We start from the raw sequence: 25,976 nt of genomic DNA, 5'->3' as shown, positions 1-25,976 counted from the left end.
GGGTTGCCCACAACCGCCGTTCGTTTCGAGCGAAGTCGAGAAACGCAAGGCATGACGCTCGACACAAAGACGGGTTCAGGCATATTCCGCACATGGCTTTCTGGACCTACATGCTGAAATGCTCTGACGGTCGATATTATACCGGCCATACCGACAATCTCGATCACCGGATCGGCCAGCATCATAATGGTGAAGGTAGCGCTTTCACGCGAAAGCGTCGGCCCGTAGTGCTGGTGTGGAGCGAAACTTTCGCCACGCGGATCGAGGCGTTGGAAGCGGAGCAGATCGTCGGTGGCTGGTCTCGCGCCAAGAAGGAGGCGCTGATTGCCGGGAACTGGTCATTGGTGTCGCATTTCGCCAGACCACCGCATGAGCGAAATCCAGCCCACACCCCGTTCGTTTCGAGCGAAGTCGAGAAACCGCAAATGCCGCGTGCGGGTTTCTCGACTTCGCTCGAAACGAACGGCGGTGGAGAAGTCACGCGGGAGGGGAATTAGATGTCGCTAACCCCCGCCTTTCTTGACGAATTGCGTGCGCGCACGTCGCTGTCGACGCTGATCGGGCGTACCGTGAAGGTGCAGAAGGCGGGCCGCGAGTACAAGGCGTGCTGCCCGTTCCATAACGAGAAAACCCCCAGCTTCACGATCAACGACGAGAAGGGCTTTTACCACTGCTTCGGCTGCGGCGCGCATGGCGATGCGATCCGGTGGATGACCGACCAGCGCGGCCTGCCCTTCATGGAGGCGGTCAAGGAGCTGGCGCAGGCGGCGGGGATGGATGTCCCTGCGCCCGATCCGCGTGCGGCGCAGCGGGCGGAGGCGGCCAAGGGGCTGCATGATGCGATGGCGGCGGCGCAGGGCTTTTTCGAGGAGCAGCTGGGCGGGATCGACGGGGCGGAGGCGCGGGCTTATCTGGGCAAGCGGGGGATCAGCGATGCGACGCGGCGGACCTTTGGCTTTGGCTATTCGCCCGATGGACGCGGGCGGTTGAAAGCTGCGCTCAAGGAATTTGGCGAGCCGATGCTGGTTGAAGCTGGTCTCCTGATCAACCCGGATGGAGAACGCGACACTTACGACCGGTTCCGCGGGCGACTGATGCTACCGATCCGCGACATTCGCGGGCGGGTGATCGCTTTTGGCGGGCGGATTTTGGGCGCGGGGGAGCCGAAATATCTCAATTCCCCCGACACGCCATTGTTCGACAAGGGGCGCACGCTCTACAATATCGACCGCGCCTCCCCCGCCAGCCGCAATACGGGCCGGGTGATCGTGGTCGAAGGCTATATGGACGTGATCGCGCTGGCGCAGGCGGGCTTTGGCGATGCGGTCGCGCCGCTGGGGACGGCGCTGACCGAGCATCAGATCGAAAGATTGTGGAAGATGGTCGAGGTGCCGATCCTGTGCTTCGATGGCGATTCGGCGGGGCAGAAGGCGGCAATCCGCGCGGCGATGCGCGCCCTGCCCCTGCTGCGCCCCGGCCATAGCCTGGCCTTTGCGACGCTGCCGGCGGGCAAAGATCCCGACGATCTGATCCGCGCCGAAGGGCCAGCGGCGATGGACGCGGTGCTGAACGCCGCGCAGCCGCTGGTCGACCGACTATGGAACCATGAACAGAGCGTCGCCCCGCTCGACACGCCGGAGCAGAAAGCGGCGCTCAAGCAAAGGCTGGCCGCGATTACCGAGGCGATCGGCCATCCCGACGTGCGCGCCCATTATGCCCATGCGTTCCGTGAACGCTATGACGCGCTGTTTTTCGCCCGCGCCGCCTTTAACAGCGCTCCGCGCGGGCAAGGCACCAGCAATGCCGGGCGGTGGCAGCGCGACAAGAAGGGCAATTGGAAGCCACCAATCGCCCCGGTCGGGCAGGAAGCGCGCGCGATCGGTGCGACCGGCATGGAACAGCGGCTGCTGCGCGCGATTCTGGCCAGTTTGCTGCGCCACCCCGAGCAGATTGTCCGCCACCGCGAGACGCTGGCGAGCCTGCATGTGGCCGATCCGGCGCTGGGTCAGCTGCTCGCCGCGATGATTGCTGCTTCCTTTCGCAAAGAAACAGTTGAAACGGATGGCCTCCTTACCATATTGGGGCCAGGTGAAGTGTATAATATGGCGAAGGGGATGCTTCGGGCCGACACGTTCACATTCACCCCCCACAGGATGATAACCGACGCCGATCGCGTGACCCGCGATCTGGAAGAGGCCATTCGGGTGATGGCGCAGGGACCGGAGCTGGACGCTGCGCTGGCGGAGGCGACGAGACGGGCGAGGGATGACCTCAACGAGGAAAGCTATGCCGAGCAGCAACGGGTCCATCGACTGAAAATGGACCATGAAAGCCGCCTGGCGGAACTGGCGCAGTCCGACGACATTGAATGAGATGATCGTTCCGATATGGAACGAGGGATTTATATGATCGCTCCCGCAAGAGGGGGCGGCGGAGTTAAGGCGAATACATGGCGACCAAGGCGAACAGCAAAAGTGCGGGTGCGGGCGATGGCGGGGATGAAGGCGGCGATGCTCCCCTGCTCGACCTCAACGAAGCCTCGGTCAAGAAGCTGCTCGCCCGTGCCAAGAAGCGCGGCTACATCACCTATGACGAGCTGAACAACGCCCTGCCGCAGGACCAGATGTCCTCCGAGCAGATCGAGGACGTGATGTCCGCGCTCAACGACATGGGCGTCAACATCGTCGAAAATGAAGAAGCCAGCGAGGATGGTGAGGACCAGCAGCGCGAGGATGATAATGACGACGCCAATGAGGCGGCGGAGGACGATGACGGTTCGCCCCGGCTGATCACCGAGAAAAAGAAGGAAACGGTCGATCGCACCGACGATCCCGTTCGCATGTATCTGCGCGAAATGGGCGCGGTGGAACTGCTCAGCCGTGAGGGCGAAATCGCCATCGCCAAGCGGATCGAGGCTGGCCGCGACACGATGATCCTGGGCCTGTGCGAAAGCCCGACCACCTTCAACGCGATCATCGAATGGTCGACCGCGCTCAACAATGGCGAAATGCAGCTGCGCGAGATTCTCGATCTCGACGCGATGCTGTCCAAGGACCCTGCCCCGGAAAGCCTGGAGGAAGGCGCCGAGGATGACGATGGCGAGATAAGCGAAAAGACCGCCGGTCCGAGCTTCAAGGAAGAGGAGGAGCCTGAAGAGGAGTCCGCCGACGCCGATGAGGATGAGGACGGCAACGAACGCCGCCCCCGCCGGGTCGAAGAGGAAGAGGAGGAGGACAACACCCTCTCCCTGGCCCAGATGGAAGAAACGCTCAAGCCGATGGCGCTGGAGAAGTTTGCGACCATCACCGAGATTTTCCGCGCCTTTTCGAGCATTCAGGCCGCGCGCATGTTGGCCATGGGCAATGGCGACGCGCTGAGCCAGGCGGACGAGGACAGCTATCACGAGCTGCGCGAAAGCCTGACCGCGCAGGTCGAAAGCGTGCAGTTCCACCAGCAGAAGATCGAATATCTGGTCGATCAGCTCTATGCCTATAACCGGCGCCTGACCGCGCTGGGCGGGCAGATGCTGCGTCTGGCCGAACGGCACAAGGTGCCGCGCAAGGATTTCCTCGACCGTTATGTGAACCATGAGCTGGACGATGGCTGGATGGACCGTGTCGCAGGCCTGGACAAGAAATGGACCGCCTTCGTCGCTGCCGAAGGGCGCGCGGTGGAACGCATCCGCACTGAAGTGAGCGAAATCGCGCAGGCGACCGGCATGTCGCTCAGCGAGTTCCGCCGCATCGTCAACATGGTGCAGAAGGGCGAGCGCGAGGCGCGGATCGCCAAGAAGGAAATGGTCGAGGCGAACCTGCGCCTGGTCATCTCCATCGCTAAAAAATATACGAACCGCGGCCTGCAATTCCTTGATCTTATTCAGGAAGGCAATATCGGCCTGATGAAGGCAGTCGACAAGTTCGAATATCGCCGCGGCTACAAGTTCAGCACCTATGCGACCTGGTGGATCCGGCAGGCGATCACCCGTTCGATCGCGGATCAGGCGCGGACCATCCGTATTCCGGTCCATATGATCGAGACGATCAACAAGCTGGTGCGCACCAGCCGCCAGTTCCTGCACGAGCAGGGCCGCGAACCGACCCCGGAGGAGATGGCCGAGCGCCTCTCCATGCCGCTGGAGAAGGTCCGCAAGGTGATGAAGATCGCCAAGGAGCCGATCTCCCTGGAAACGCCGATCGGCGACGAGGAGGACAGCCATCTGGGCGACTTCATCGAGGACAAGAATGCGATCATCCCGGTGGATGCGGCCATTCAGGCAAACCTGAAGGAAACCGTCACCCGCGTGCTGGCGTCGCTGACGCCGCGCGAGGAGCGCGTGCTGCGGATGCGCTTTGGTATCGGCATGAACACCGACCATACGCTGGAGGAAGTGGGCCAGCAGTTCAGCGTGACCCGCGAACGCATCCGCCAGATCGAGGCGAAAGCGCTGCGCAAGCTCAAGCATCCGAGCCGCAGCCGCAAGATGCGCAGTTTCCTCGACCAGTAAGCTGCTGCTTATCGGTGATTTTCAAAGGGCGGTCTGCATGGGCCGCCCTTTTTTCTCGTCCGTAAACCGCTCCTTTACCCCGTTCCCTTAGCTTGACCGTCAAATCCCCGCTGGCGGACCGGGGCGAACAGGGAATGGCAGATGAGCGAAGCGGCACCACGCTATCAATTTGGCGATATATCGCGGATATTGGAGGCGCTCGTCGCTGCCGATGGCACGGCGGCCCATGCCTATGCCAATCGGGCGGGTGCTAGCGTAGCGCGCGATTCGCTGCTCTCGCTCGGCGACCTTGCCGATGGCGCTTATTATCTCTGCCTGCTCCATGGCCGCCATCCCGGCGTGATCGATCATGCCGCCACCCGATCGGCCGACAATGCCGCCCGCGCCTGGCTGATCGAAGCGGCCGATTCTTTTGCGACCGAACGCGCCTATCTGACCCAGGTTTCCGTCGCCGTCGGCCCCGCCCCCAGCACGGCGGGCCAGGCCGATTGCGAAACCACCGTTGGCCAGCAACGCCATGCGCTCGACATGCTCGCCCAGTCCGACCGGCGCGGTTGCGCCATGGGCGCGGCGATGGCGCTGGTGCTGGACTGGCGCGCGGTGCGTCATATCCTGGACATGGCGGCGATCCGCGCGGGTATGGAGCCGCATCGCTGCACCCTGCCCGACCGCGCCGCCACGCTGGAGGTCGCGCGTGCGATCGGCGGCGATGATGTGGTGGACCGGGCGATCCAGTTTGGTGCGCGCCAGTTGCTGAACCAGCATCGCGGCCTGTGGGATCTGCTCGCCGCCCGCGCCGACGTGCGCGCACGCCAGCTCTGACCCCTCACCGATAACGCCGACGCGGCTTGCGTCCCTGCCCCGCTTTGCCTAGTCCGAAAACAGGACAGCAAGGCGGACCAGAAATATGCGTTTTGAAGGCACCCAGGATTATGTCGCCACCGACGACCTGAAAGTCGCGGTCAATGCCGCCGTGCTGCTGCGCCGCCCGCTGCTGGTGAAGGGGGAGCCGGGGACCGGCAAGACCGTGCTGGCGCAGGAGATTGCGACCGCGCTCGGCGCGCCGCTGATCGAATGGAACGTCAAGTCCACGACCAAGGCGCATCAGGGCCTCTATGAATATGACGCCGTCGCCCGCCTGCGCGACGGCCAGTTGGGCGATGAGCGCGTCCACGACATTTCCAACTATATCCGCAAGGGCAAGCTGTGGGAGGCGTTCACCTGCCCCACTTTGCCCGTGCTGCTGATCGACGAGATCGACAAGGCCGACATCGAATTTCCCAACGATCTGTTGCAGGAACTCGATCGCATGGCGTTCCATGTGTACGAGACGGGTGAGACGATCGCGGCGAAGGACCGCCCCATCGTCATCATCACGTCGAACAATGAGAAGGAATTGCCCGACGCTTTCCTGCGCCGCTGCTTCTTCCACTATATCAAATTCCCCGATCGCGAGACGATGCAGGCGATTGTCGATGTCCATTTCCCCGGCATCCAGAAGATACTCGTCAGCAAGGCGATGGATATTTTCTACGAGATCCGCGATGTGCCGGGCCTGAAGAAAAAGCCCAGCACCAGCGAGTTGCTCGACTGGCTCAAGCTGCTGCTGAATGAAGATATGCCGCTCGACGTCCTTCAGAATAGCGACCCGACCAAGGCGATCCCGCCGCTGCATGGCGCGCTGCTCAAAAATGAGCAGGATGTCATGATGTTCGAGCGGCTGGCCTTCATGGCGCGGCGGCAGGGGCGCTGACGATGGCGCATGAAGGCGGATGTCTGTGCGGCGCCGTCCGCATCACGATCGACGCGGAACCGATGGCTGCGCGCCAATGCTGGTGCCGCCTGTGCCAATATCTGGGTGCCGGGTCAGGCACGGTGAATGTCGTGTTTCCGACGGAAGCCGTAACGACGACTGGCGAGGTCCGCTGGCACGCCAGCATCGCCGACAGCGGCAATGCGATGCGGCGCGGCTTTTGCCCGCAATGTGGCACGCCGATTTTCAGCCTGGCCGAATCGCGCCCGCACCAGACGATCATCCGTGCCGGTGCGCTGGACGATCCGGGCATGATCGGGCCGCAGGCGGTGATCTGGACCGATGCAGCCCCTGCCTGGGCGCATCATGATCCCGACCTGCCGCACTATCCGGCGCAAATCCCACCTGTCACCTGAATTAGGCTCTTGCGCGCACGCGCTTTGTCTGTAGCGTCACTGTCATAGTTCAAGGCCGCGCCAAGATGGTCTGTTCTGGAGAGGGATGCCATGCCGAAGCGCGCGTTATTCCTGGTTTCTGCGATCCTGTCCCTGGCCGCACCTATGTGCGCCCATGCTGCGGACGATGCTGAGGCCTGGACGCCTACCGAAACCGCGATCCGCGCCACCACGGCAGGGATCAGCCTGCCGCAGACGATCGCCAGCCTGTCGCTGACCAAGAGCGGCGAGGCCTCCAACGGCGGGCGCGCGGTGGACAATTATGCGCAATATCTGTCGGAAGATGGCGCGATCCAGGCGACGCTCTACGTCTATCTGCCGACCTATGCCGACGCATCGCTGGCCGCCTATATGACCGACAAGGCGATCATGGAGCGGTTCGGGTCGCGCACGCGGCGCACCGCCTATGCCAGCGCGCCAGTGGCGGGCAAGGCCGACAGCGCGATCCGCGCGGTGTATGACGATGCCGCCGATGGCGCGCTGACGACGGCGGCGGGCTTCGTCCATGCGGGGCGCTGGATCGTCAAGATCCGCGTCACCGGGCCGACCGAACGCCGCGCTGACGTGCTGGCCGGGCTGGACGGGATGCTGGCGGGGCTGGCACTGGATGATCCGGCATCGCTGCACACGACCGGCCCTGCCAGGTTCGACAGTTGTCCCGCAGCCGACACCCATGAGGCGCGCCTGACGAAGGACGACGCTGCTACCGCCGCCCCGCAGGATGTGCGCATCCCGCGCGAGGGCAAGGACGCTCTTTGCGTGCGCGGCACGGTGACCACCGCCGATGGCCGCTATGACATGCTCCAGCAGGCCGGGCGCAGCGACGGCGCGATCATCGTGCCGGTGGATGACAGCGGCACCGTGCTGGCCTTCGATCCGGCCGCCCAGGGCAAGGGCTATAAGCTCTCGATCCATATGGTCGGGCAGACTGACCTCTATGGCGTCTATGACCGCGTCCCCAGCCCGCGCCAGATCGCCGCGATCCTGGACGGCAAAGACCCGCAGACCGCCAAGGCAGAAGCAACCGCCGCTTACGCCGCCAATGGCGTCGTCACGATGGTGCGGCACTGACGCGAAGCATCAGGCTTGTGCGGCGATCCATTGACGGGTCGTCGCCAGCATATGGGCGGCACGGGTGTTGAGATTAGGATAGGCGTCGCGCAGCGCTTTCGACCGCTCCTCGATCGCGATCGGGATGCCCGGCGGCAACGCTTTACAGAGCGCCGATAGCGGAAGTCCGCCCGCCCCCATCGCCACGCGACCGTCGATCGCTTCGGTCAGGATCGCGGCGGGATCGGCGGGGTCCGCGCCGGGATCGGGGGCGTCACAGAGCTGGACATAGCTGAGCCAGGTCGGCGGCACGGCGGCAACATCCGCCAGCGTGCCACCCGACCGCCGCCAGTGCAGCGCGTCGATCAGCAGCGCCATGGCGGGGTGGCTTATCCGGCGCAGGATGGCGCTGGCATGCGCGATCGTCCTGACCTCCGTAAACAGGCCGAATTCCAGATTGATGCGCAGGCCATCGCCCGCCTGCTCCGCCAAGGCGGCCAGTTTCGCAGCCGTCGCGCCGGCATCGGGATCGCTACTGACGCACAGGATATTGCGCGCGCCCAGTTCCAGCGCGGCGTCCACCAGCCGTCCATGGTCGGGATCGGGCGGGCCGGGCTTGATCCAGACCACTTCCATGTCGAGCAGCGGCAGGCCGCTATCCCGCAACGCGGCGCGCACCGCGCGCGTCGTTGCCGGGGTCCAGGTCACGGCATCATACCACATGCCGCCATAGTCGAACCTGGCACGCGCCGCCGCCTCGACCAGTTGCAGCGGGGTCGCTTCGGGCATGATGCCCGACGCCATGGCGATCGGGTTGTGCCTCACCCCGCGGCCATGGCGGCGGCGATCGATGCCTCTATGTCCGCCTTGCCCGGATTGGCGCGCAGGGTCAGCCCGCCATTCACCTGGAGATTCTGGCCGGTCATGAAACATTCGTCGCTGGCCAGGAACACGCAGCTCGCCGCAATATCCGCCGATGTGCCGTAGCGCCCCAGCGGATAGCCCTTTCTGAACGCCTCCATCAGGCCCGGCACGGCGGCGGCGTCCGCGGTCATCGGCGTTTCGGTAATGCCGGGCGACAAGCTGTTGGCGCGGATGCCCAGATAGCCAAATTCATTGGCGACAGTGCGGATCATATGATCGGTCCCGGCCTTGGTCGCCATATAGGCGGCATGATCATGGAACATGATCGTCGCGGTGGCGGAGCTGATCTGGATCATCGACCCGCCGCCGCGCCGCTCCATCGCCGGGATCAGCGCCTGTGCCAGCTGGAAAGGCCCGCGCAGTTGCAGCGCATACATGGCGTCCAGTTCGTCCTGCGTCGTTTCGAGAAAAGGTTTGAGCAGCCCCCAGCCGGTGGCGTTGACGGCAATGTCGATGCCGCCCAGCGCGGCTTCGGCGGCGTCCACCATGGCGAATATGCTGGCGCGGTCGGTCATGTCGCCGGGGATGGCGACACCGCCAATCTCGTCGGCCAGTGACTGCATGGCGTCCACCTTGCGTCCGGCAACCGCCACCCTCGCGCCTTCAGCAGCGAAGCGGCGGGCGATGGTCTGGCCCATATTATCCTTGCCAGCCGCGCCGACCACCAATGCCGTCTTGCCTTGCAGACGCGCCATATCATCCTCCCTCAACGCAGCTTCTTTGTTGCCTGGATGACGGGATTATGACCGGGGGCCAACTCGGCTTTGTGCTAGGCTTCCGCGCCTAAGCCAGTAAAGCCCGCCGCGACGAAATCGACCAGCCGGTCGACCATGGCGTCCAGATCGCTGGAGCAGAAACGCCCGCCCGATTGCCGGTCGAGCATCCCGCTTTCGACCAATATATGCGTGGTCATCGCCTGAAAGAAGAAGAAGCACCAATGGACGTCGCCTTCATCCATTTCCGGGTGGAGTGCGTGGAGGGCGTGGACATAGGCGGCGATCAGATCGTCAAAATGCTGGCGAAATGGGGACACGAACGCCTCCCCCTGCGGCAGGTTGGCGACCAGCGCCATCAGCCGTATATAATTTTTCCAGCCCGGCCCTCCGCGCATCGATCGGTCGACGATTGGGGTAATGAAGGCGCGGATGATGGCGCGGCGGCGGGCGGCACGGCTGCCATCCAGCGTTATCGCCTGCGCCAGCGCCTGAGTCATACCGTCGGCATGTTCGTCCGCCCGCCGGTCGATCACGGCGCGGAACAAATCATCCTTCGACCCGAAATGATAGTGGGTCAGCGCGACCTGAACACCCGCCTCGGTCGCGATGTCGCGCAGCGAGACGCCGTAGAAACCGCGCTGCGAAAAGAGCGACTCGGCGGCGTCGAGGATGCGGGCTGCGGTCTCCGGCGCACGGCGGCGGTCGGGCTTTGGCGTCGCTTTTGGGCCTGTTTCGGCACCTGACGTTTCCGCTAGTTTTAACGTATTTCCGCCCATTTCAGACCTATGCCCGACGAATTGACAGGCGACAAGCCGCACCGATATATTTAGTCGATCGTTCAAATAATAAACGAGAGGCGTGTCATGACGGTGGAATCCTTTCTGGGTCGCAGGGTCGCGGACTATGATCCGCCCGTCCGCGGCGACCGCATCACGGGCGAGCGCTATTATGCGCAGCGCTGGGCGGACGCGGAATGGCAGCATGTCTGGACCAAAACCTGGCATATCGGCGGCATGGCGGCCGATCTGGAGGAAACGGGCGATTTCCTGACCCATGCGATCGGACGGGAATCGATCGTCATGCTCTGTCAGGAGGATGGGTCAGTCAAAGCCTTCTACAATGCCTGCAAACATCGCGGCTACCGGCTGGCCTGGACCGAGGTGGGCGGCGCGCCGCTGCTGACCTGCGGCTATCACGGCTGGAAATATGCGCCCGACGGCACGCTGGTCCATGTGCAGGACCCCGATGATTTTCCCGGTGGCTCCCCCTGCGGCAAGGTAAAGCTGGAGGAAATTCCCTGCGAGGTGTGGGGTGGGTTCGTTTGGTTCACCATGGATCGCAATGCCGCCCCATTAAGCGAATGGCTGGGCGCGGCGGGCGTGCAGCTGGAACAGTGGCAGATGGACAAGATGACGCGGGTGATGGCGCTCAAGTCCGATGTGCCATGCAACTGGAAGATCATCCGCGACAATTTCAACGAAAGCTATCATCTGCCCACGCTCCACCCGCAAATTGCCGGGTCGATCGACGATGCGCTGGACGGCACCATCTTCGAGATGAACCCTGAAGGTCATAATTGCATGGTGATGCGGGGCTTGAAGCCATCGGGCCGCTATCCGACCGCCGACATATTGGAAATGCCGCTGGCGCAGGCATTGGAATATTGGGAGCTGGACCCCAAGGATTTCGAAAGCCGCGCCAGCCAGGCGCGCGAGGCGATATTGGCGCAGAAGCGCAAGCTGGGCGCGGCGAAGGGCTATGCCCATTATGCCGCAATGGGCGATAGCGAGATTATCGACTATCACCATTATACCCTGTTCCCCAATATCACCCTGACCATGTGGCCGGACGGGTTCCAGCTGCTGCGGTCGGAACCGCACCCGACCGACCCGGAACGCTGCATTTTCGACCATTGGTTCATGGCGCATGAAATCCCCGGCAGCGATGTCGTGTTCGGGCCGATGGGACCGACCCCGTTCGAGCAGGTCGAGCGCGAGACGATCATATTCGGCACCAAAACGCTGGGCGATGTCGCCGATCAGGATATGAGCGTGGCGATCGGCCAGCAGCAGGGACTGCATTCGCGCGGCTATACCGGCGGCGTGCTGGCGGGGCAGGAAAAGCGGGTGCAGATGTTCCATGAGCGACTGAACGACCTGTGCGACATCCATGACTGAGGCGGACGCCGTCGCTGTCCTGATCGCCAAGCAGCAGTTGGCCGAACTGACCATAGCCTATTGCCGGGGGGTCGATCGCGTGGATGTGGCGCTGCTCCAGTCGATCTTCCATGAGGACAGCGTCGTGGAAAGCGGAGTGTTCAACGGCAGCGGGGCGGATTTTGCCGTGGAGATTTGCGCCATCGTCCAGTCCGCCTTTCACCAGACATCGCACGTCACGACCAACCAATGGTTCCGGGTCGATGGCGACGAGGCTGTCGGCGAATCCTATGTGTTCGGCGTGGCGACGCCGCGCAGCGAAGCGGACCGGTCGGTGCAGATGCTGTCGGGCGGGCGCTATCTCGATCGCTTTGCGCGGCGGGACGGCGTGTGGAAATTCAGCGAACGCCGCTATGTCAGCGACTGGGCGATCCACCAGCCGTCGGGCGGGCCGGACGATATGCTGCGCGCACCCTATCCATTGCGCGGCGCGCAGGGGGCGGACGATCCCGTCCATGACCTTTGGAAAGGACCGGGCCAATGAGTGCCATCATGAACCGCCGTTTCATACTGGCGGCGCGCCCGGACGGCCTGCCGCAGGAAAGCGATTTCCGGCTGGAGGACAGTCCCCTGCCCGCGCCCGGCCCCGGCCAGATCGTCATCCGCAATCATTATGCCTCGCTGGACCCGGCCATTCGCGGCTGGCTGGACGATGCGCCAAGCTATTTGCCGCCGGTCGCGCTGGGGGACGCGGTGCGGGCGTCGACCATCGGCACGGTCGAGGCGAGCCATGTCGATCGGTTCCAGCCCGGCGACTGGGTGATGGGGCTGAACCGGATCGAGCAGTATAGCGCCGTGACGCCGGACGATTTCATGCACCCGATCGACGTGTCGCTGGCCCCCACAGTGACCAGTTACCTGTCCTCCATGGGCGCGGTCGGACTGACCGCCTGGTTCGGGGTCAGCGAAATCATGAAGCCCAAGGCGGGCCAGACCGTGCTGGTCAGTGGCGCGGCGGGCGCGGTTGGCTCCATGGTCGGGCAGCTGGCGAAATTGCAGGGCGCACGGGTGGTCGGCATTGCCGGCGGCGCGGCGAAATGCGCCAGGCTGACCGACCATTATGGCTTTGACGCGGCGATCGATTATCGCAGCAAGGATGTCGCGGCGCTGGCGGCGGATATTGGGGAGGCCTGCCCGCAGGGGATCGACCATGTCTATGAGAATGTCGGCGGCACCTGCCTCGACGCGACGCTGCTGCATATCAACACGCAAGCGCAGATCATCCTGTGCGGGCTGATCGCCGAATATAATGGCGATCCGCAGGGCGCGCGCAATATCTGGCAGCTGATCGTCAAGTCCGCGACGATGCGCGGCTATCTGCTTACCGAATTTGTCGATCGCTTCCCCGAAGGCAGCCGCGCCATCGCGGCGCTGATTGCGCAGGGCAAGCTGGTGTTTGACGAACATATCGAGGAGGGGATCGACCGCGCCTATCCCGCCTTCATGCGATTGTTCGATGGCAGCAATGAAGGGAAGATGATCCTGAAACTCGCCTGACGGGGGCATCAAGCGACTGGATTTGCGCCCCGACTGTCGCCATGCTGGACCGATAGCGAGTTCAGGGGGAGAATGGGTCATGGCGACCGACATAGAGGACGGCCTGCCCAAACATCATGGCGCGACCCAGAATGAAAAGCTGGTCATCGCCGCCTCCTCGCTGGGGACGGTGTTCGAATGGTATGATTTCTATCTTTACGGGCTGCTGGCCACCTATATTTCCGCGCAATTTTTCTCCGGCGTGAACGAGACGACCGGGTTCATCTTCGCGCTGGCCGCATTCGCGGCGGGCTTTGCGGTGCGGCCGTTCGGGGCGATCGTGTTCGGGCGGATCGGCGACATGGTCGGGCGCAAGAATACATTTCTGGTGACGATGGGCATCATGGGCCTGTCGACCTTCGCGGTCGGGCTGTTGCCAAGCTATGCCAGCATCGGCGTGGCCGCGCCGATCATCCTGCTGATCATGCGGCTGGCGCAGGGGCTGGCGCTGGGCGGGGAATATGGCGGGGCGGCGACCTATGTGGCCGAACATGCGCCGGAGGGGAAGCGCGGGCTTTATACCAGCTGGATCCAGACGACCGCGACCTTCGGTCTGTTTGCCGCGCTGCTGGTGGTGATCGGATTCCGTTTCGCGCTGGGTGAAGAGGCGTTTGCCGCCTGGGGCTGGCGCCTGCCTTTCCTCATCTCCATCCTGCTGCTGGGCGTGTCGATGTGGATACGGTTGCAGCTCAACGAAAGCCCGGTCTTTCAGAAGATGAAGGATGAAGGCACGGTGTCGAAGGCACCGCTGACCGAGGCATTTGGCCAATGGGGCAATCTGCGCTGGGTGATCATCGCGCTGCTGGGCGCGGTGATGGGGCAGGCGGTGGTCTGGTATGCCGGGCAATTTTACGCGCTCTTCTTTCTGGAAAAGACGCTGCGGGTGGATGGGGCTACGGCCAATATCCTGATCGCGATCGCGCTGGCGCTGGCGACGCCTTTCTTCGTGTTCTTTGGCTGGCTCAGCGACAAGATCGGACGCAAGCCGATCATATTGGGCGGCTGCGCATTGGCGGCGATCAGCTACTTCCCGCTGTTCGGCGCGCTGACGAGCGCTGCCAATCCCGCGCTTGCGGCGGCGCAGGCGGCGGCACCAGTGACGATCATCGCCCATGGCGAAGAGTGTTCATTCCAGTTCGATCCGGTCGGCAAGAACCAGTTTGACCGGACAAGCTGCGACGTCGCCAAAGCCTATATGGCCAAGACGGGAGTGAGCTACGCCAATGTCGAGGCGGCAGCGGGCAGCCCGGCTGTGGTCAAGGTGGGCAGCGCCAGCTTTGCCGCGCCCGATGCGGCCACGCTGGCTGGTCCTGACAAGAAGGCGGCGATTGCGGGCTTTCAGGATGCGCTGAAAGGCGGGCTGGCGCAGGCTGGCTATCCGGCCAAGGCCGACAGCGCGAAGATCGACAAGGTCGCGGTAGTCGCGATCCTGTGGGCGCTCGCGATGCTGGTGACGATGGTCTATGGCCCGATCGCGGCGATGCTGGTCGAACTGTTCCCCAGCCGGATCCGCTACACGTCGATGTCGCTGCCCTATCATATCGGCAATGGCTGGTTCGGCGGCTTCCTGCCAACGACCGCCTTTGCGATGGTCGCGGCGACCGGGAACATCTATTATGGCCTCTGGTATCCGGTGCTGATCGCGGCGGCGACGGTGGTGGTCGGGCTGCTGTTCCTGCCCGAAACATTCCGGCGCAATATCGACGAGTGAGACAGTGAGCCGGACATGGTGAAACGACCGCTCAGCCGATCATCATCAGGCTGGCATTCCCCCCCGCTGCGGTGGTGTTGATGGAGGTGGAGACTTCCTCCATCAGCCAGTCGAGACAATAGCCGTCCGGTCCGGGCGCATGGACCGGGATGATGCGGCCGGGCCAGTCAGCGACGTCCTGCACCATGGCGCTGACTATGTCCGGCTCACCGTCGACCAGCACAGCGGCGATCGGCGTGTTGGCGGCAATGGCGAAGCGGGCGGCGACGTCCGCCGGCAGGCCGGGGGGCAGCGCCATGCCCTGCACCAGCGCATCATTGCCGGTCGCAAGGATCGCAGCCATCTGGCGGAACAGGCCCGTACGGGTTGCGGGGCGCAGCAGCATCGTGCCGCGCGGGTGGAGCGTGTAGAGATTGCGCTCCCCCACCGGGCCGGGCAGCACGAGTTCCAGCCCCAGCGCGGACCTGTCGCCAGTGCGGCGGGCGTGAGTGGCGGCATCCCCCTCCCCCTGCGCGTCGAGCCAGTCGGCAAAGCTGTGGAGCGGGGAGACGAGCGGCGTGACTCGCACCGCGCTGGCTGGCGGGTTGGTGACGAGGCGCCCCAGATAGAGCGGGCCGCCAGCCTTGGGACCAGTGCCGGACAGGCCGCAGCCGCCAAAGGGCTGGACCCCGACGATCGCGCCGATGACGTTGCGATTGACATAGATATTGCCGACCTTCACCCGCGATGTGACCCGCGCGATGGTTTCGTCGAGCCTAGTGTGCAGGCCAAAAGTCAGGCCGTAGCCGGTGGCGTTGATCGCATCGACCAGCGCATCGAGGCCGTCGCGCTTGAACCGCAGGACGTGGAGCACCGGGCCGAAAATCTCTCGGTCCAGATCGGCCAGGCTGTCAATTTCGATGATGGTGGGCGCGACGAAGGTGCCATGCTTCGTTTCGGGAGGGAGCGGCTGTTGCTCGACCTTGCGGTCCAGCGCGCGCATGGCGTCGATATGGGACGTGATGCCGTCGCGCGCTTCGGCGGTGATGACCGGGCCGATGTCCATTTTCAGCGCGTCGGTGCGGCCGATGCGCAGTTCTGCCAACGCGCCCTTGAGCATGGTCAGGGTGCGGTCGGCAACTTCCTCTTGCAGGCAGAGGACCCGCAGCGCCGAGCAGCGCTGGCCTGCGCTGTCGAAGGCGGAGGCGATGACGTCGGCGACGACCTGTTCGGCCAGCGCGCTGCTGTCCACGATCATCGCATTCTGGCCGCCGGTTTCGGCGATCAGCGGGATGGGATGGCCGGTGCGCGACAGGCGGGTAGCAAGCTGGCGCTGGATCAGCCGGGCGACGTCAGTAGAGCCGGTGAACATGACTGCGGCAGTTTGCGGCGCGGCGACGAGGGCTGCGCCGATGCTGCCATCGCCGGGCACCAGCTGGAGCGCGTCGGTCGGGACCCCTGCGGCATGGAGCAGGCGGACGGCTTCGGCGGCGATAAGCGGCGTTTCCTCGGCAGGCTTGGCGAGGACGGCATTGCCCGCGACCAGCGCAGCGGCGACCTGCCCGGTAAAGATGGCGAGCGGGAAGTTCCACGGGCTGATGCAGGTGACGACGCCCAGTGCCTGCTGGTGCGGGCCGAAGCGGGTCCGGGCCTGCTGCGCATAATAGCGCAGAAAATCGATCGCCTCGCGCACTTCGGCGATGGCATTGGGGATGGATTTACCCGCTTCACGGACGATGAGGCCGAGCAGGATCGGCATCCGCTCCTGCATCGCGTCAGCAGCGCGATCCAGCGCAGCAGCGCGGTCGGCGACGGGGGTTGCGGACCAGACGCAAGCCGCGGCAAGCGTGGCGGCCTCCTGCGCTTCTTGCGGCGTGGCGTCGATCACGGTGCCGACCATGTCGCGATGGTCGGCAGGGTTGCGGACGGGGCGCGCCTCCCCTGCCCCGCCTGCTGGCGCGGCAGTCCAGTCGAGCGTGACGCTGTGCCGGAGCGCCTGGGTCAGGCTGGCCAGCGTCGTTTCGTCGCTCAGGTCGAGGCCAGCGGCGTTGCGACGGTCGGGGTAGATCGCGGCGGGAAGTGCGATCAGATCATGATGCGCGCCGGGTTGCGGCATGGCCTGGACCATGTCCACCGGGTCGGCGATCATCTCCTCGACCGACACGGCGGGGTCGGCGATGCGGTTGACGAAGCTGCTGTTCGCGCCATTTTCCAACAGGCGGCGGACGAGATAGGCAAGCAATGTCTCATGCGTGCCGACCGGCGCGTAGATGCGGCAGGGGCGGTTGAGTTTGGCAGCACCCACCACCTGTTCGTAAAGCGGTTCGCCCATGCCGTGGAGGCACTGAAATTCATAAGAACCGACGCTGAAATCCGGGCCGGCCATCTGGTAGATGGTGGCGAGCGTCTGAGCGTTGTGGGTGGCAAATTGCGGGAACACGGCATCCGGCGCGGCGAGCAGTTTGCGGGCGCAGGCGATATAGGCGATGTCGGTGTGCAGCTTGCGGGTATAGACCGGGAAGTCGATGAGGCCATCGACCTGCGCGCGCTTGATTTCCGCGTCCCAATAGGCGCCCTTGACCAGTCGCACCATGATCCGCCGGTCGGCGCGACGGGCAAGATCGACGATCCAGTCGATGACGAAGGGGCAGCGCTTGCCATAGCCCTGCACGACGAAACCCAGGCCGTTCCAGTCCATCAGCGCAGGATGGAGCGCAAGGCTTTCGAGCAGGTCGAGCGAGAGTTCGAGCCGGTCAGCCTCCTCCGCGTCGATATTGAAGCCGATATTATAGCGCTTGGCGAGGCTAGCCAGTTGCTGCACGCGGGGCAGCAGTTCGGCCATGACCCGGTCGGCCTGCGCGCGGGCGTAACGCGGGTGCAGCGCGGACAGCTTGATCGAGATGCCGGGGCCGGCATAGATGCCGCGTCCCGCCGATGCCCTGCCAATGGCGTGGATCGCCTGCTCATAATCGGCATAATAGCGCGCGGCATCGGCGGCGGTGGTGGCGGCCTCGCCCAGCATGTCATAGCTGTAGGCGAAACCCTTTGCCTCCATGACCTTTGCGCGTTTCAAGGCTTCCTTGATGGTTTCGCCGGTGACGAACTGTTCGCCCATCATCCGCATGGCCAGGTCCACGCCCCGCCGGATCACCGGTTCCCCGGCGCGGGCGACGAGGCGGGCCAGTGCTGCGCCAAGGCCGCGATCGTCCACGCTGCCGACCAGCTTGCCGGTGACGACCAGACCCCATGTGGCGGCGTTGACGAACAGCGACTTGTCGGTCCCCAGATGCGATCCCCAGTCACCGTCGGCAATCTTGTCGCGGATCAGCGCGTCGCGGGTGGCCGCGTCAGGGATGCGCAGCAGGGCTTCGGCGAGACACATCAGCGCAACGCCCTCCTGACTGGAGAGGGCATATTCCTGTACCAGCCCCTCAACGCCGCTGCCCTTGTGATTGGCGCGGAGCGCGGTGACGAGGGCGCGGGCGGTTTCGCGGGCGGCGGCACGGGTTGCGTCGGGAAGGGTCGCAGCGGCGATCAGGGGCGCAAGCGCCTCCGCCTCCTCCCGGCGACAGGCGGCGGTGATCGCCTGGCGCAGGGGGGATTGCGCGCGGATGGCGGGGGCGAAGGCGGCGAACGGGAGCTGAGCGGTCATGGCACGCAGAATAGCTGATTTGCGCAAGTCGATCCGACTTTTCAAAACGGTATTCATGCGCGATATGACTTTTAATCCAACTATGCTAGGTCATATGGATGGATAAATTGCCTAAAACAGTCGATCTGGATGATTTCGATCGCAAGATCATCGCCGCTTTGGTGGAGGATGGCCGGATGACCGTTACCGATCTGGCCGTCGCGGTCGGGCTGTCCAAGACGCCTTGCCAGATGCGGCTGCGGCGATTGCAGGAGAGCGGGGTGATCCGGGGATTCCGGGCGATGGTCGATCCGGCCAAGCTGGGGATGGACCATGTCGCCTTTGCCGAGGTCAAGCTGTCTGACACGCGCGAGAGTGCGCTGGCGGAGTTTAACGATGCTGTGCGGCGCATTCCCGAAGTCGAGGAATGTCACATGATCGCCAGCAGTTTCGACTATCTGCTCAAGGTGCGGACGGCGGACATCAGGCGCTATCGCACCGTGCTGGGCGAGAAGATTTCCAGCCTGCCGCATGTCGCCAGCACATCGACCTTCGTGGCGATGGAAACGGTGCTGGAGGCAGGCGGCAGGCGGAAATAGCTGGCGTTAGGCGGGCCGGAAAGTTGCGAGTGCGGCGCGGGCGCCGTCTGTTTCGAGGATGATCAGCCAGCGGATCAGCGCGTCGCGGAAGTGTGGGCTTGCGCCCAGGGCGGGCGGAACGACGGCGTCGAAGGCGAGGATGGCAGCCACCCGATCCTGCGTCGTGCTTGCCGCGCCGAGGGCGGCGGCGATGGGCGTGGCCAGCGGATCATCCACGATATGGGGTTGGCCCAGATCATCCTGCCCGGCCTGCCAGCGGACCCATGCGGCGACCGCCAGCGACAGGGCGTCGATCCCCTGCCCCGCCTCCAGCCGTGCGGCGATGGTGGCGAGCAGACGCTGGGGCAGTTTCTGCGATCCGTCCATCGCGATCTGGCGGGTGCGGTGGCGCAGCGTGGGATTGTCGAAACGGGCCATCAACTCGCGGCGATAGGCGGCGACGTCCAGTTCTGCCGGGGGCGACAGGGTGGTTTCGGCTTCGTCCCACAGCGCTTCGACGAAGATGCGCGCTTCGGGCAGAGCGAGGACTTCGTGAACATAGTCGATCGCCGCGAGGCCGCCCAGATAGGCGATGCCGCTATGCGCACCGTTGAGCAGGCGCAACTTGGCTTCCTCCCACGGAGCGACGGCAGCGGTGATCTGAACCCCCGCCCCGAAATCGGGGCGCGGGCCGCAGAACCTGTCCTCGATCACCCACTGGATGAAGGGTTCGGTCTTGACCATCGCCTGATCCTCGACACCCAGGCGCGCGGTCAGGGCGGCGATGTCGTCAGGCGTGGTGGCGGGGACGATGCGGTCGACCATCGTTTCGGGGAAAGCGCCCTCCGCCGCGATCCAGTCGGCGAGCGTGGCGTCATGGCGGCGGGCTAGCGCCAGCACGGCGTTGCGCAGGCGCGTGCCATTGTGGGGGAGATTGTCGCAGCTGATCGCGGTGAAGGGGGCAAGCCCCGCCGCCTTGCGCTGCGCCAAGGCCGCGACGAGATAGCCGGGCGCGGTCTGGGGGGCGTCGAGCGAAACGAGGTCTGCGGCGAGTTGCGCATCATCCTCGATCAGCGCGCCGGTCGCCGGGTCGAGCTTATAGCCCTTCTCGGTGATGGTGAGCGTCACGATATGGGTGTCGGGCGACGCCAGTGCGGCGATGAGCGCTTGGCAGTCTTGCGGGGCGACGATGACGTCCTGCACCGCGCCGATGATGCGCACCTGCTCCGATCCGCCGTCGCGCACCAGCATGGTGTAGAGGCCGTCCTGCGGCACCATCTGGTCACGCACCGATGGCGAACGGAGCGAGGCGGCGATGATGCCCCAGCGCAGGTCGCCTGCGTTCAGGGCATTATCGAACAGCACCGCCTGATGCGCGCGGTGGAACGCGCCGATGCCCAGATGAACGACGCCTGCCTTTACCTGCACGCGGTCATAGCCGGGGCGGATGACGTCGGCGGGCAGACGGCCTGACGTCTGGCTGGACAGGCGGCTCACAGCTTGTAGGCCTGCTTGACCAGGTCATAGGCGAGCGCGCGGGCGACCTCGAACGCTTCATCCTCTTCCATGCGATGTTCGACGACCAGCTGCGCCAGCCAGCCGCAGTCCATGCGGCGGGCGACGTCATGGCGCGCGGGGATCGACAGGAAGGCGCGGGTGTCGTCGTTGAAGCCGACCGTATTGTAGAAGCCGCCCGTCTCGGTCGCGCGTTCGCGGAAGCGGCGCATCCCTTCGGGGCTGTCATGGAACCACCAGGGTGGGCCAAGCTTGAGCGCGGGATAATGGCCCGCCAGCGGGGCGAGTTCGCGCGAATAGACATCCTCGTCCAGCGTGAAAAGGATGAGCGTCAGGCGCGGGTCGGTGCCGTAGAGGTCGAGCAAGGGCTTCAATGCCTTCACAAATTCCCCGGCGGTCGGGATGTCGGCACCCTTATCCTTGCCAAAGCGCGCCAGCACGGCGGCATTATGGTTGCGGTGGACGCCGGGATGCAGCTGCATGACCATGCCGTCGGCAATCGACATACGCGCCATTTCGGTGAGCATATGGCCGCGGAACAGTTCGGCCTCCGTAGCGCTGACCAGACCGCTGGTGACTTTGGCATAGAGCGCCTCAATCTCCGCGCGGGGCAGATTGGCGGTGAAGGCGGACGGGTGGCCATGGTCGGTCGAGGTCGCGCCAGCCGCGCGGAAATCGGCGCGGCGCTTTTCATGGGCGCGCAGATAGCCGGCGAAGCTGGCGGCATCCTCGCCCGCCATCGCGCAGAAACGCTGGACATTGGCGATGAATTTGGGGTCGTCGGGGTCCAGCACCGGATCGGGGCGGTAAGCGGTGACGACCTTGCCGTTCCAATCGCTGGCGCGGATCGCGCGGTGATGGTCGAGCGGGTCGAGCGGGCCTTCGGTGGTGGCGATGACTTCGATATTGTAGCGATCGAACAAGGCGCGCGGGCGGAAAGCGGGGGTTTTGAGCGCGGCGTCGATAATGTCGTAATAATGGTCGGCGGTCTCCGCCTCCAGCCGCACGGTGATGCCGAAGGCTTCGGCGAACACCCAGTCGAGCCACATGCGCGAGGGCGTGCCGTGGAACAGATGATAGTTGGCAGCGAAGATGTGCCAGATGGCGCGCGGGTCGCTGGCGGTCGGGCTGCCGTCGACGGTCGGCACGCCGAGGTCCTCCAGCTTGACGCCCTGGCTGAACAACATGCGGAACACATAATGATCCGGCACGATCAGCAACTCTGCCGGGTTGGCGAACGGATCGTCATAGGCGAACCAGCGCGGGTCGGTATGGCCATGGGGCGAGACGATCGGCAGATCCTTGACGCTGGCATAGAGTGCGCGGGCGATGTCGCGGGTGCGCGGTTCGGCCGGGAACAGGCGATCAGGGTGCAGGATGAGGGGCTTAGGCAAGAATCATGCTCCTTCGACGCTGACTATGCCAGCGGTGGCAACGACGTGATAGCGCGGAATGATCAGATGAATAGTGCAAAGTGCGACTAGATAGGCGCAGGATGCGACGGCGAAGATCGGACCATAGCTGCCGACCGTTTCCAGGATGGTTCCGGCAAATTTGGCCATCGTCATGCCGCCGATCGCCCCGGCCAGTCCGCCAAGACCCACGACCGATCCGGCCATCCAGCGCGGAAACACATCGCCCGGCAACGCATAGAGATTGGCGGAAAAACCCTGATGTCCGGCGCAGGCGAGGCCAATCAGGCCAACCGCCACCCACATATTGGGCGCATGGCTGGCAAAGGCGATCGGCACGGCGCAAAGGGCAGCGAGCAACATCGCGGTCTTGCGCGCGCGATTGACGCTCCAGCCACGCCCCATGAAACGCGAGGAGGTCCAACCGCCCGCGACCGACCCGACATCAGCCAGCAGATAGACGGCGATCAGCGGCGGACCGAAATCCAGCATCTTGACGCCATATTGCTTGTTGAAGAAATCAGGCAGCCAGAACAGGAATGTCCACCAGACCGGATCGATCAGGAAGCGGCCCAGCATATAGGCCCAGGTCTGGCGCAGGCGGAACAGGGTGGCCCATTTGACCGGGCGCTTTTCCTCGAACGGGTCGATTTCGATCCAGGCCAGTTCCTCTGCACTCAGGCTCTTTTTCTCGCGCGGGCTACGGTAGAAGCCGAGCCAGGCGGCGAGCCAGACCAGAGTGAGCAATCCCGTGAGTATGAAAGCCCAGCGCCAGCCCATGGTGACGGCGATGATCGGGACGATCAGCGGGGTCAGGATCGCGCCGACATTGGACCCGGCGTTGAAGATGCCGATGGCCAGCGCCCGCTCCTTCTTGGGAAACCATTCATTGGTCGCGGCGATGGCGGCGGGAAAGGTTCCCGCTTCGCCGATGGCCAGCGGGATGCGGGCGATCAGCATCCCGGCGGTCGAGGTGAAGAAGATGTGGGCGACATGTCCAATCGTCCACAGCGCCACCGCCAGCGTATAGCCAGAGCGCGCGCCGATCCGGTCGATCAGGCGGCCGAAAAAGACATAGGCAATGCCGTAGCCCGCCTGAAACCAGATGGCGAGATCGGCATAGCCGCTTTCGGTCCAACCATAGCGTTGTTGCAGGTCGGGCTTGAGCGTCGGCAGGACTAGGCGATCGACATAGGATAGCACCACCGCCGCGAACAGCAGGGCACAGATGATCCAGCGGATTTTGCCGGAAGGTTTTGGAATGTCGGTCATAAACTGCGTTCATCCGCTGAGGCCTGCACGCGCAGGTTGTAGAAAGGGTGAGGATGGACGTGCAGGCCACCCTCACCCTTCCGCGCCATCGGCGCCCCTTCCCTCCCCCTACGGGAGTGGGAAATCCGTTCCTGGGCCGGCATTACCAGTTGAACATGGTGCCATCTTCCAGCCGGTTCACTGGCAGGAAGGCGCGATTATATTCATATTTCGCGGCCAGTTCCTCGTCTATGTCAACGCCCAGACCCGGCGCTTCGCCGGGATGCATCGCCCCGTCGGCAAAGGTGTAGGCGTGGGGGAATACGGCGTCGGTTTCAGCCGTGTGGCGCATATATTCCTGCACACCGAAATTGGGGACGGACAGGTCGAAATGCAGCGCGGCGGCCATGCAGACCGGCGACAGGTCGGTCGCGCCGTGGCAGCCGGTGCGGACCTGATAGAGATCGGCCAGATTGGCGATCTTGCGCAAATGGCTGATCCCACCCGCATGAACCACGGTGGCGCGAATATAGTCGATCAGCTGGTTTTCGATCAATTCGCGGCAATCGTGGATCGAATTGAAAATCTCGCCCACGGCCAGCGGCGTGGTGGTGTGCTGGCGGATCAGCTTGAACGCTTCCTGATTTTCCGCCGGGGTCGCATCTTCCAGCCAGAAGGGGCGATAGGGTTCCAGATCCTTGCCCAGACGCCCCGCCTCTATCGGGGTCAGGCGATGGTGGATGTCGTGGAGCAGATGGACGTCCCAGCCCAGCGCTTCACGCGCGGCCTTGAACAGTTCGGGGACGACGCGGAGATATTTGTTGGTGTTCCAGACATTTTCGGTCGGCAGGTCGGCGTCGGCAGGTTCGTAGAAATATTTGTCCTTCGACACGCCATAGGTGGAGGCCATGCCGGGGACGCCGCACTGGATGCGGATCGCCTTATAACCCTGACGCTGATAGTCGAGCGCGACGTTGACCGTATCCTCGATCGTGGTGCCATTGGCATGGCCATAGACCATCACGCTTTCGCGGCTGGCCCCGCCCAGCAGCTGATAGACAGGCAGGCCCGCCAGCTTGCCCTTGATGTCCCATAGCGCGGTATCGACGGCGGCGATGGCCGACATGGTCACCGGGCCACGACGCCAATAGGCACCCTTGTAGAGATATTGCCAGATATCCTCGATCCGGTGCGCGTCACGGCCGATCAGACAGGGGATGACATGGTCCTGCAGATAGCTGGCGACCGACAGTTCGCGGCCATTGAGCGTCGCGTCGCCCAGGCCATAGACGCCATCATCGGTGATGATCTTCAAGGTGACGAAATTGCGGCCGGGGCTGGTGACGATGACCTTGGCGTCGATGATCTTGGGCATGGGAACGGTCCTGTTGAGATGAGGCGAGCAGGCGGATGGAGTGGTGCCAAATAGAGGCTGCGCGAAAATGATAACGCTACCATTTGACCAAAGCTGACGCGCTTGTCAATCCTGTCAGGCTGTGTGAGGCGTGGCATCAGAGCAGGATCATTTTGCGCTTCGCCATGACTGCTTGATTACGCTACCACCCCGGCCATGATCAATTTTGTACGAACAGGCACGACCCGTTGAGCGACAGCAGACCATCGCGCCGCCAGCGCAACGCACCGACCATCAACGATGTGGCGCGCCATGCCGGGGTGTCTCCGATGACGGTATCGCGCGTCATCAATGGCGAACAGGCGGTCCGCCCGGCGACGCGCGCCAAGGTGGACGCGACGATCGCGGCGCTCAACTATGCGCCGAGCGCAGCCGCGCGCAGCCTGGCAGGTGGCGAGGAAATGCGGATCGGCCTGCTCTACAGCAACCCGTCAGCGTCTTATCTCAGCGAATTTCTTGTCGGCAGTCTGGATCAGGCCAGCCGCAGCGGTGTGCATCTGGTGGTCGAGAAATGGGACGAGCAGACGTCGGTCAAGGCGGTGGTCGATCATCTGACGCGCGGGCGGATCGACGGGGTGATCCTGCCACCGCCGCTGTGCGACCTGGAGGAAATGGTGCAGGCGCTGGCCGCCGTGAATATGCCTGCCGTTGCGGTTGCGACGGGTCGATCAGCCGGCGATCTGGCGGCGGTGCGCATTGATGATCGGCAGGCCGCCTATGAGATGACCCGCCATTTAATCGCGTTGGGGCATAGCCGCATCGGCTTCATCAAGGGCAATCCCAACCAGAGCGCCAGCACGCGGCGGCTGGAGGGCTATGTCGCGGCGCTGGGCGACGCGGGCCTTGCCGTGCAGGATGATTATATCGCGCAGGGCTATTTCACCTACCGGTCCGGGCTGGACGCGGCTGAACATATATTGGCGCTGGCGGAGCCGCCGACCGCGATCTTTGCCAGCAATGATGATATGGCGGCGGCGACGGTGGCGATCGCCCATCGGAACGGGCTGGACGTGCCGGGCGACCTGACCGTATGCGGCTTTGACGACACGTCGCTGGCGACGACGATCTGGCCGGAGCTGACGACGATCCGCCAGCCGATCAGCGCGATGTCACGCGCGGCGGTGGAGGTGCTGGTGCAGATGCTGCGCGCCCGGCGGAGCAAGCTGGAGGCGGCACCGGCACATCTGGTGCTGGACCATCAGCTGATCCGGCGGCAGTCGGACGCGCCGCCACGGGTGCGGCCGAAGGCGGGCGGGCGGAAATAGATGGATCCCGTTCGGGCTGAGCTTATCTAGGCCCGCCCTTTCTTGAAGAAGGACGGCCCTTCGACA

At 64.2% G+C, this 25,976-nt stretch carries 21 protein-coding genes; 13 read left to right on the top strand and 8 right to left on the bottom strand.

The genetic code is table 11. The features are described from left to right. Positions 1 to 92: 92 nt before the first annotated feature. The 7 genes from KRZ98_RS02435 to KRZ98_RS02405 all read left to right on the top strand — a co-directional run bounded on the left by KRZ98_RS02435 (position 93) and on the right by KRZ98_RS02405 (position 7,783). Positions 93 to 497 carry a GIY-YIG nuclease family protein gene (locus KRZ98_RS02435; RefSeq protein ID WP_217672074.1) on the top strand — a complete coding sequence of 135 codons (405 nt, stop codon included), beginning with the start codon at positions 93 to 95 and terminating at the stop codon, positions 495 to 497. Continuing rightward, positions 498 to 2,372, top strand: coding sequence for a DNA primase (dnaG, locus tag KRZ98_RS02430; RefSeq protein ID WP_217672073.1), 1,875 nt, complete (start codon positions 498 to 500; stop codon positions 2,370 to 2,372). It abuts the gene before it with no gap. Between the two features lie 77 nt (positions 2,373 to 2,449). Beyond that, on the top strand, positions 2,450 to 4,504 hold the full coding sequence (gene rpoD, locus KRZ98_RS02425) for an RNA polymerase sigma factor RpoD (RefSeq protein WP_217672072.1): 2,055 nt from the start codon (positions 2,450 to 2,452) through the stop codon (positions 4,502 to 4,504). Between the two features lie 141 nt (positions 4,505 to 4,645). Next, positions 4,646 to 5,326, top strand: coding sequence for a hypothetical protein (locus KRZ98_RS02420; protein ID WP_217672071.1), 681 nt, complete (start codon positions 4,646 to 4,648; stop codon positions 5,324 to 5,326). An 85-nt stretch (positions 5,327 to 5,411) separates the two neighbouring features. Beyond that, a complete protein-coding gene (locus KRZ98_RS02415) occupies positions 5,412 to 6,257 on the top strand; it encodes a MoxR family ATPase (protein WP_119744298.1) in 846 nt (281 codons plus the stop codon). 2 nt (positions 6,258 to 6,259) lie between these two features. Further along, positions 6,260 to 6,673, top strand: coding sequence for a GFA family protein (locus KRZ98_RS02410; RefSeq protein ID WP_217672070.1), 414 nt, complete (start codon positions 6,260 to 6,262; stop codon positions 6,671 to 6,673). Positions 6,674 to 6,763: 90 nt separating this feature from the next. Then, positions 6,764 to 7,783: a hypothetical protein gene (locus KRZ98_RS02405; RefSeq protein WP_217672069.1), complete on the top strand. Its 1,020-nt coding sequence runs from the start codon at positions 6,764 to 6,766 to the stop codon at positions 7,781 to 7,783. Positions 7,784 to 7,792: 9 nt separating this feature from the next. On the opposite strand, the gene KRZ98_RS02400 is transcribed toward KRZ98_RS02405, so the two are convergent. From KRZ98_RS02400 to KRZ98_RS02390, 3 genes are all read right to left on the bottom strand, one after another. Then, positions 7,793 to 8,587, bottom strand: a complete 795-nt coding sequence (locus KRZ98_RS02400; RefSeq protein ID WP_217672068.1) for a TIM barrel protein — start codon at positions 8,585 to 8,587, stop codon at positions 7,793 to 7,795. Continuing rightward, entirely contained in the window at positions 8,584 to 9,381 is a 798-nt protein-coding gene (locus KRZ98_RS02395; protein WP_217672067.1) for an SDR family NAD(P)-dependent oxidoreductase, read from the bottom strand. The genes KRZ98_RS02400 and KRZ98_RS02395 overlap by 4 nt, the downstream gene beginning before the upstream one ends. A 74-nt stretch (positions 9,382 to 9,455) precedes the next feature. Further along, positions 9,456 to 10,178 (bottom strand): TetR/AcrR family transcriptional regulator, encoded by a 723-nt coding sequence (locus KRZ98_RS02390; RefSeq protein WP_217672066.1) that lies wholly within the window; start codon positions 10,176 to 10,178, stop codon positions 9,456 to 9,458. Between the two features lie 87 nt (positions 10,179 to 10,265). On the opposite strand from KRZ98_RS02390, the gene KRZ98_RS02385 reads away from it, so the two are divergent. The 4 genes from KRZ98_RS02385 to KRZ98_RS02370 all read left to right on the top strand — a co-directional run bounded on the left by KRZ98_RS02385 (position 10,266) and on the right by KRZ98_RS02370 (position 14,865). Beyond that, positions 10,266 to 11,579 carry an SRPBCC family protein gene (locus KRZ98_RS02385; RefSeq protein WP_217672065.1) on the top strand — a complete coding sequence of 438 codons (1,314 nt, stop codon included), beginning with the start codon at positions 10,266 to 10,268 and terminating at the stop codon, positions 11,577 to 11,579. Continuing rightward, positions 11,572 to 12,102, top strand: coding sequence for a nuclear transport factor 2 family protein (locus tag KRZ98_RS02380; RefSeq protein WP_217672064.1), 531 nt, complete (start codon positions 11,572 to 11,574; stop codon positions 12,100 to 12,102). The genes KRZ98_RS02385 and KRZ98_RS02380 overlap by 8 nt, the downstream gene beginning before the upstream one ends. Positions 12,103 to 12,110: 8 nt before the next feature. Next, the gene (locus tag KRZ98_RS02375; protein WP_254798023.1) at positions 12,111 to 13,115 is read left to right on the top strand and encodes an NADP-dependent oxidoreductase; all 1,005 of its coding nucleotides are present in this window, start codon (positions 12,111 to 12,113) and stop codon (positions 13,113 to 13,115) included. A 79-nt stretch (positions 13,116 to 13,194) separates the two neighbouring features. Then, positions 13,195 to 14,865: an MFS transporter gene (locus KRZ98_RS02370; protein ID WP_217672062.1), complete on the top strand. Its 1,671-nt coding sequence runs from the start codon at positions 13,195 to 13,197 to the stop codon at positions 14,863 to 14,865. A gap of 31 nt (positions 14,866 to 14,896) precedes the next feature. On the opposite strand, the gene putA is transcribed toward KRZ98_RS02370, so the two are convergent. Continuing rightward, on the bottom strand, positions 14,897 to 18,553 hold the full coding sequence (gene putA, locus KRZ98_RS02365; protein WP_302849060.1) for a trifunctional transcriptional regulator/proline dehydrogenase/L-glutamate gamma-semialdehyde dehydrogenase: 3,657 nt from the start codon (positions 18,551 to 18,553) through the stop codon (positions 14,897 to 14,899). A 41-nt stretch (positions 18,554 to 18,594) separates the two neighbouring features. Between putA and KRZ98_RS02360 the strand changes: the two genes are divergently transcribed. Next, complete coding sequence (locus tag KRZ98_RS02360) at positions 18,595 to 19,074, top strand: Lrp/AsnC family transcriptional regulator (RefSeq protein WP_217672060.1); 480 nt, start codon at positions 18,595 to 18,597, stop codon at positions 19,072 to 19,074. Between the two features lie 6 nt (positions 19,075 to 19,080). Here the strand turns inward: KRZ98_RS02360 and KRZ98_RS02355 are convergent, their stop codons facing one another. The 4 genes from KRZ98_RS02355 to manD form a co-directional block, all read right to left on the bottom strand. Then, positions 19,081 to 20,550, bottom strand: a complete 1,470-nt coding sequence (locus KRZ98_RS02355) for a mannitol dehydrogenase family protein (RefSeq protein ID WP_217672059.1) — start codon at positions 20,548 to 20,550, stop codon at positions 19,081 to 19,083. Continuing rightward, complete coding sequence (gene uxaC, locus KRZ98_RS02350; protein ID WP_217672058.1) at positions 20,547 to 21,962, bottom strand: glucuronate isomerase; 1,416 nt, start codon at positions 21,960 to 21,962, stop codon at positions 20,547 to 20,549. Before uxaC ends, KRZ98_RS02355 begins: the two co-directional genes overlap by 4 nt. A gap of 3 nt (positions 21,963 to 21,965) precedes the next feature. Then, on the bottom strand, positions 21,966 to 23,252 hold the full coding sequence (locus KRZ98_RS02345; protein WP_217672057.1) for an MFS transporter: 1,287 nt from the start codon (positions 23,250 to 23,252) through the stop codon (positions 21,966 to 21,968). A gap of 142 nt (positions 23,253 to 23,394) precedes the next feature. Continuing rightward, complete coding sequence (manD, locus tag KRZ98_RS02340; RefSeq protein WP_217672056.1) at positions 23,395 to 24,606, bottom strand: D-mannonate dehydratase ManD; 1,212 nt, start codon at positions 24,604 to 24,606, stop codon at positions 23,395 to 23,397. A 227-nt stretch (positions 24,607 to 24,833) separates the two neighbouring features. On the opposite strand from manD, the gene KRZ98_RS02335 reads away from it, so the two are divergent. Then, positions 24,834 to 25,910, top strand: coding sequence for a LacI family DNA-binding transcriptional regulator (locus tag KRZ98_RS02335; RefSeq protein WP_217672055.1), 1,077 nt, complete (start codon positions 24,834 to 24,836; stop codon positions 25,908 to 25,910). Positions 25,911 to 25,976: the final 66 nt, after the last annotated feature.

This window comes from Sphingobium sp. AS12 (genome assembly GCF_019097845.1).
Lineage (GTDB): Bacteria > Pseudomonadota > Alphaproteobacteria > Sphingomonadales > Sphingomonadaceae > Sphingobium.
Note: the sequence above shows the minus strand (reverse complement) of the source record. Positions and strands in the feature narration are given on the sequence as shown.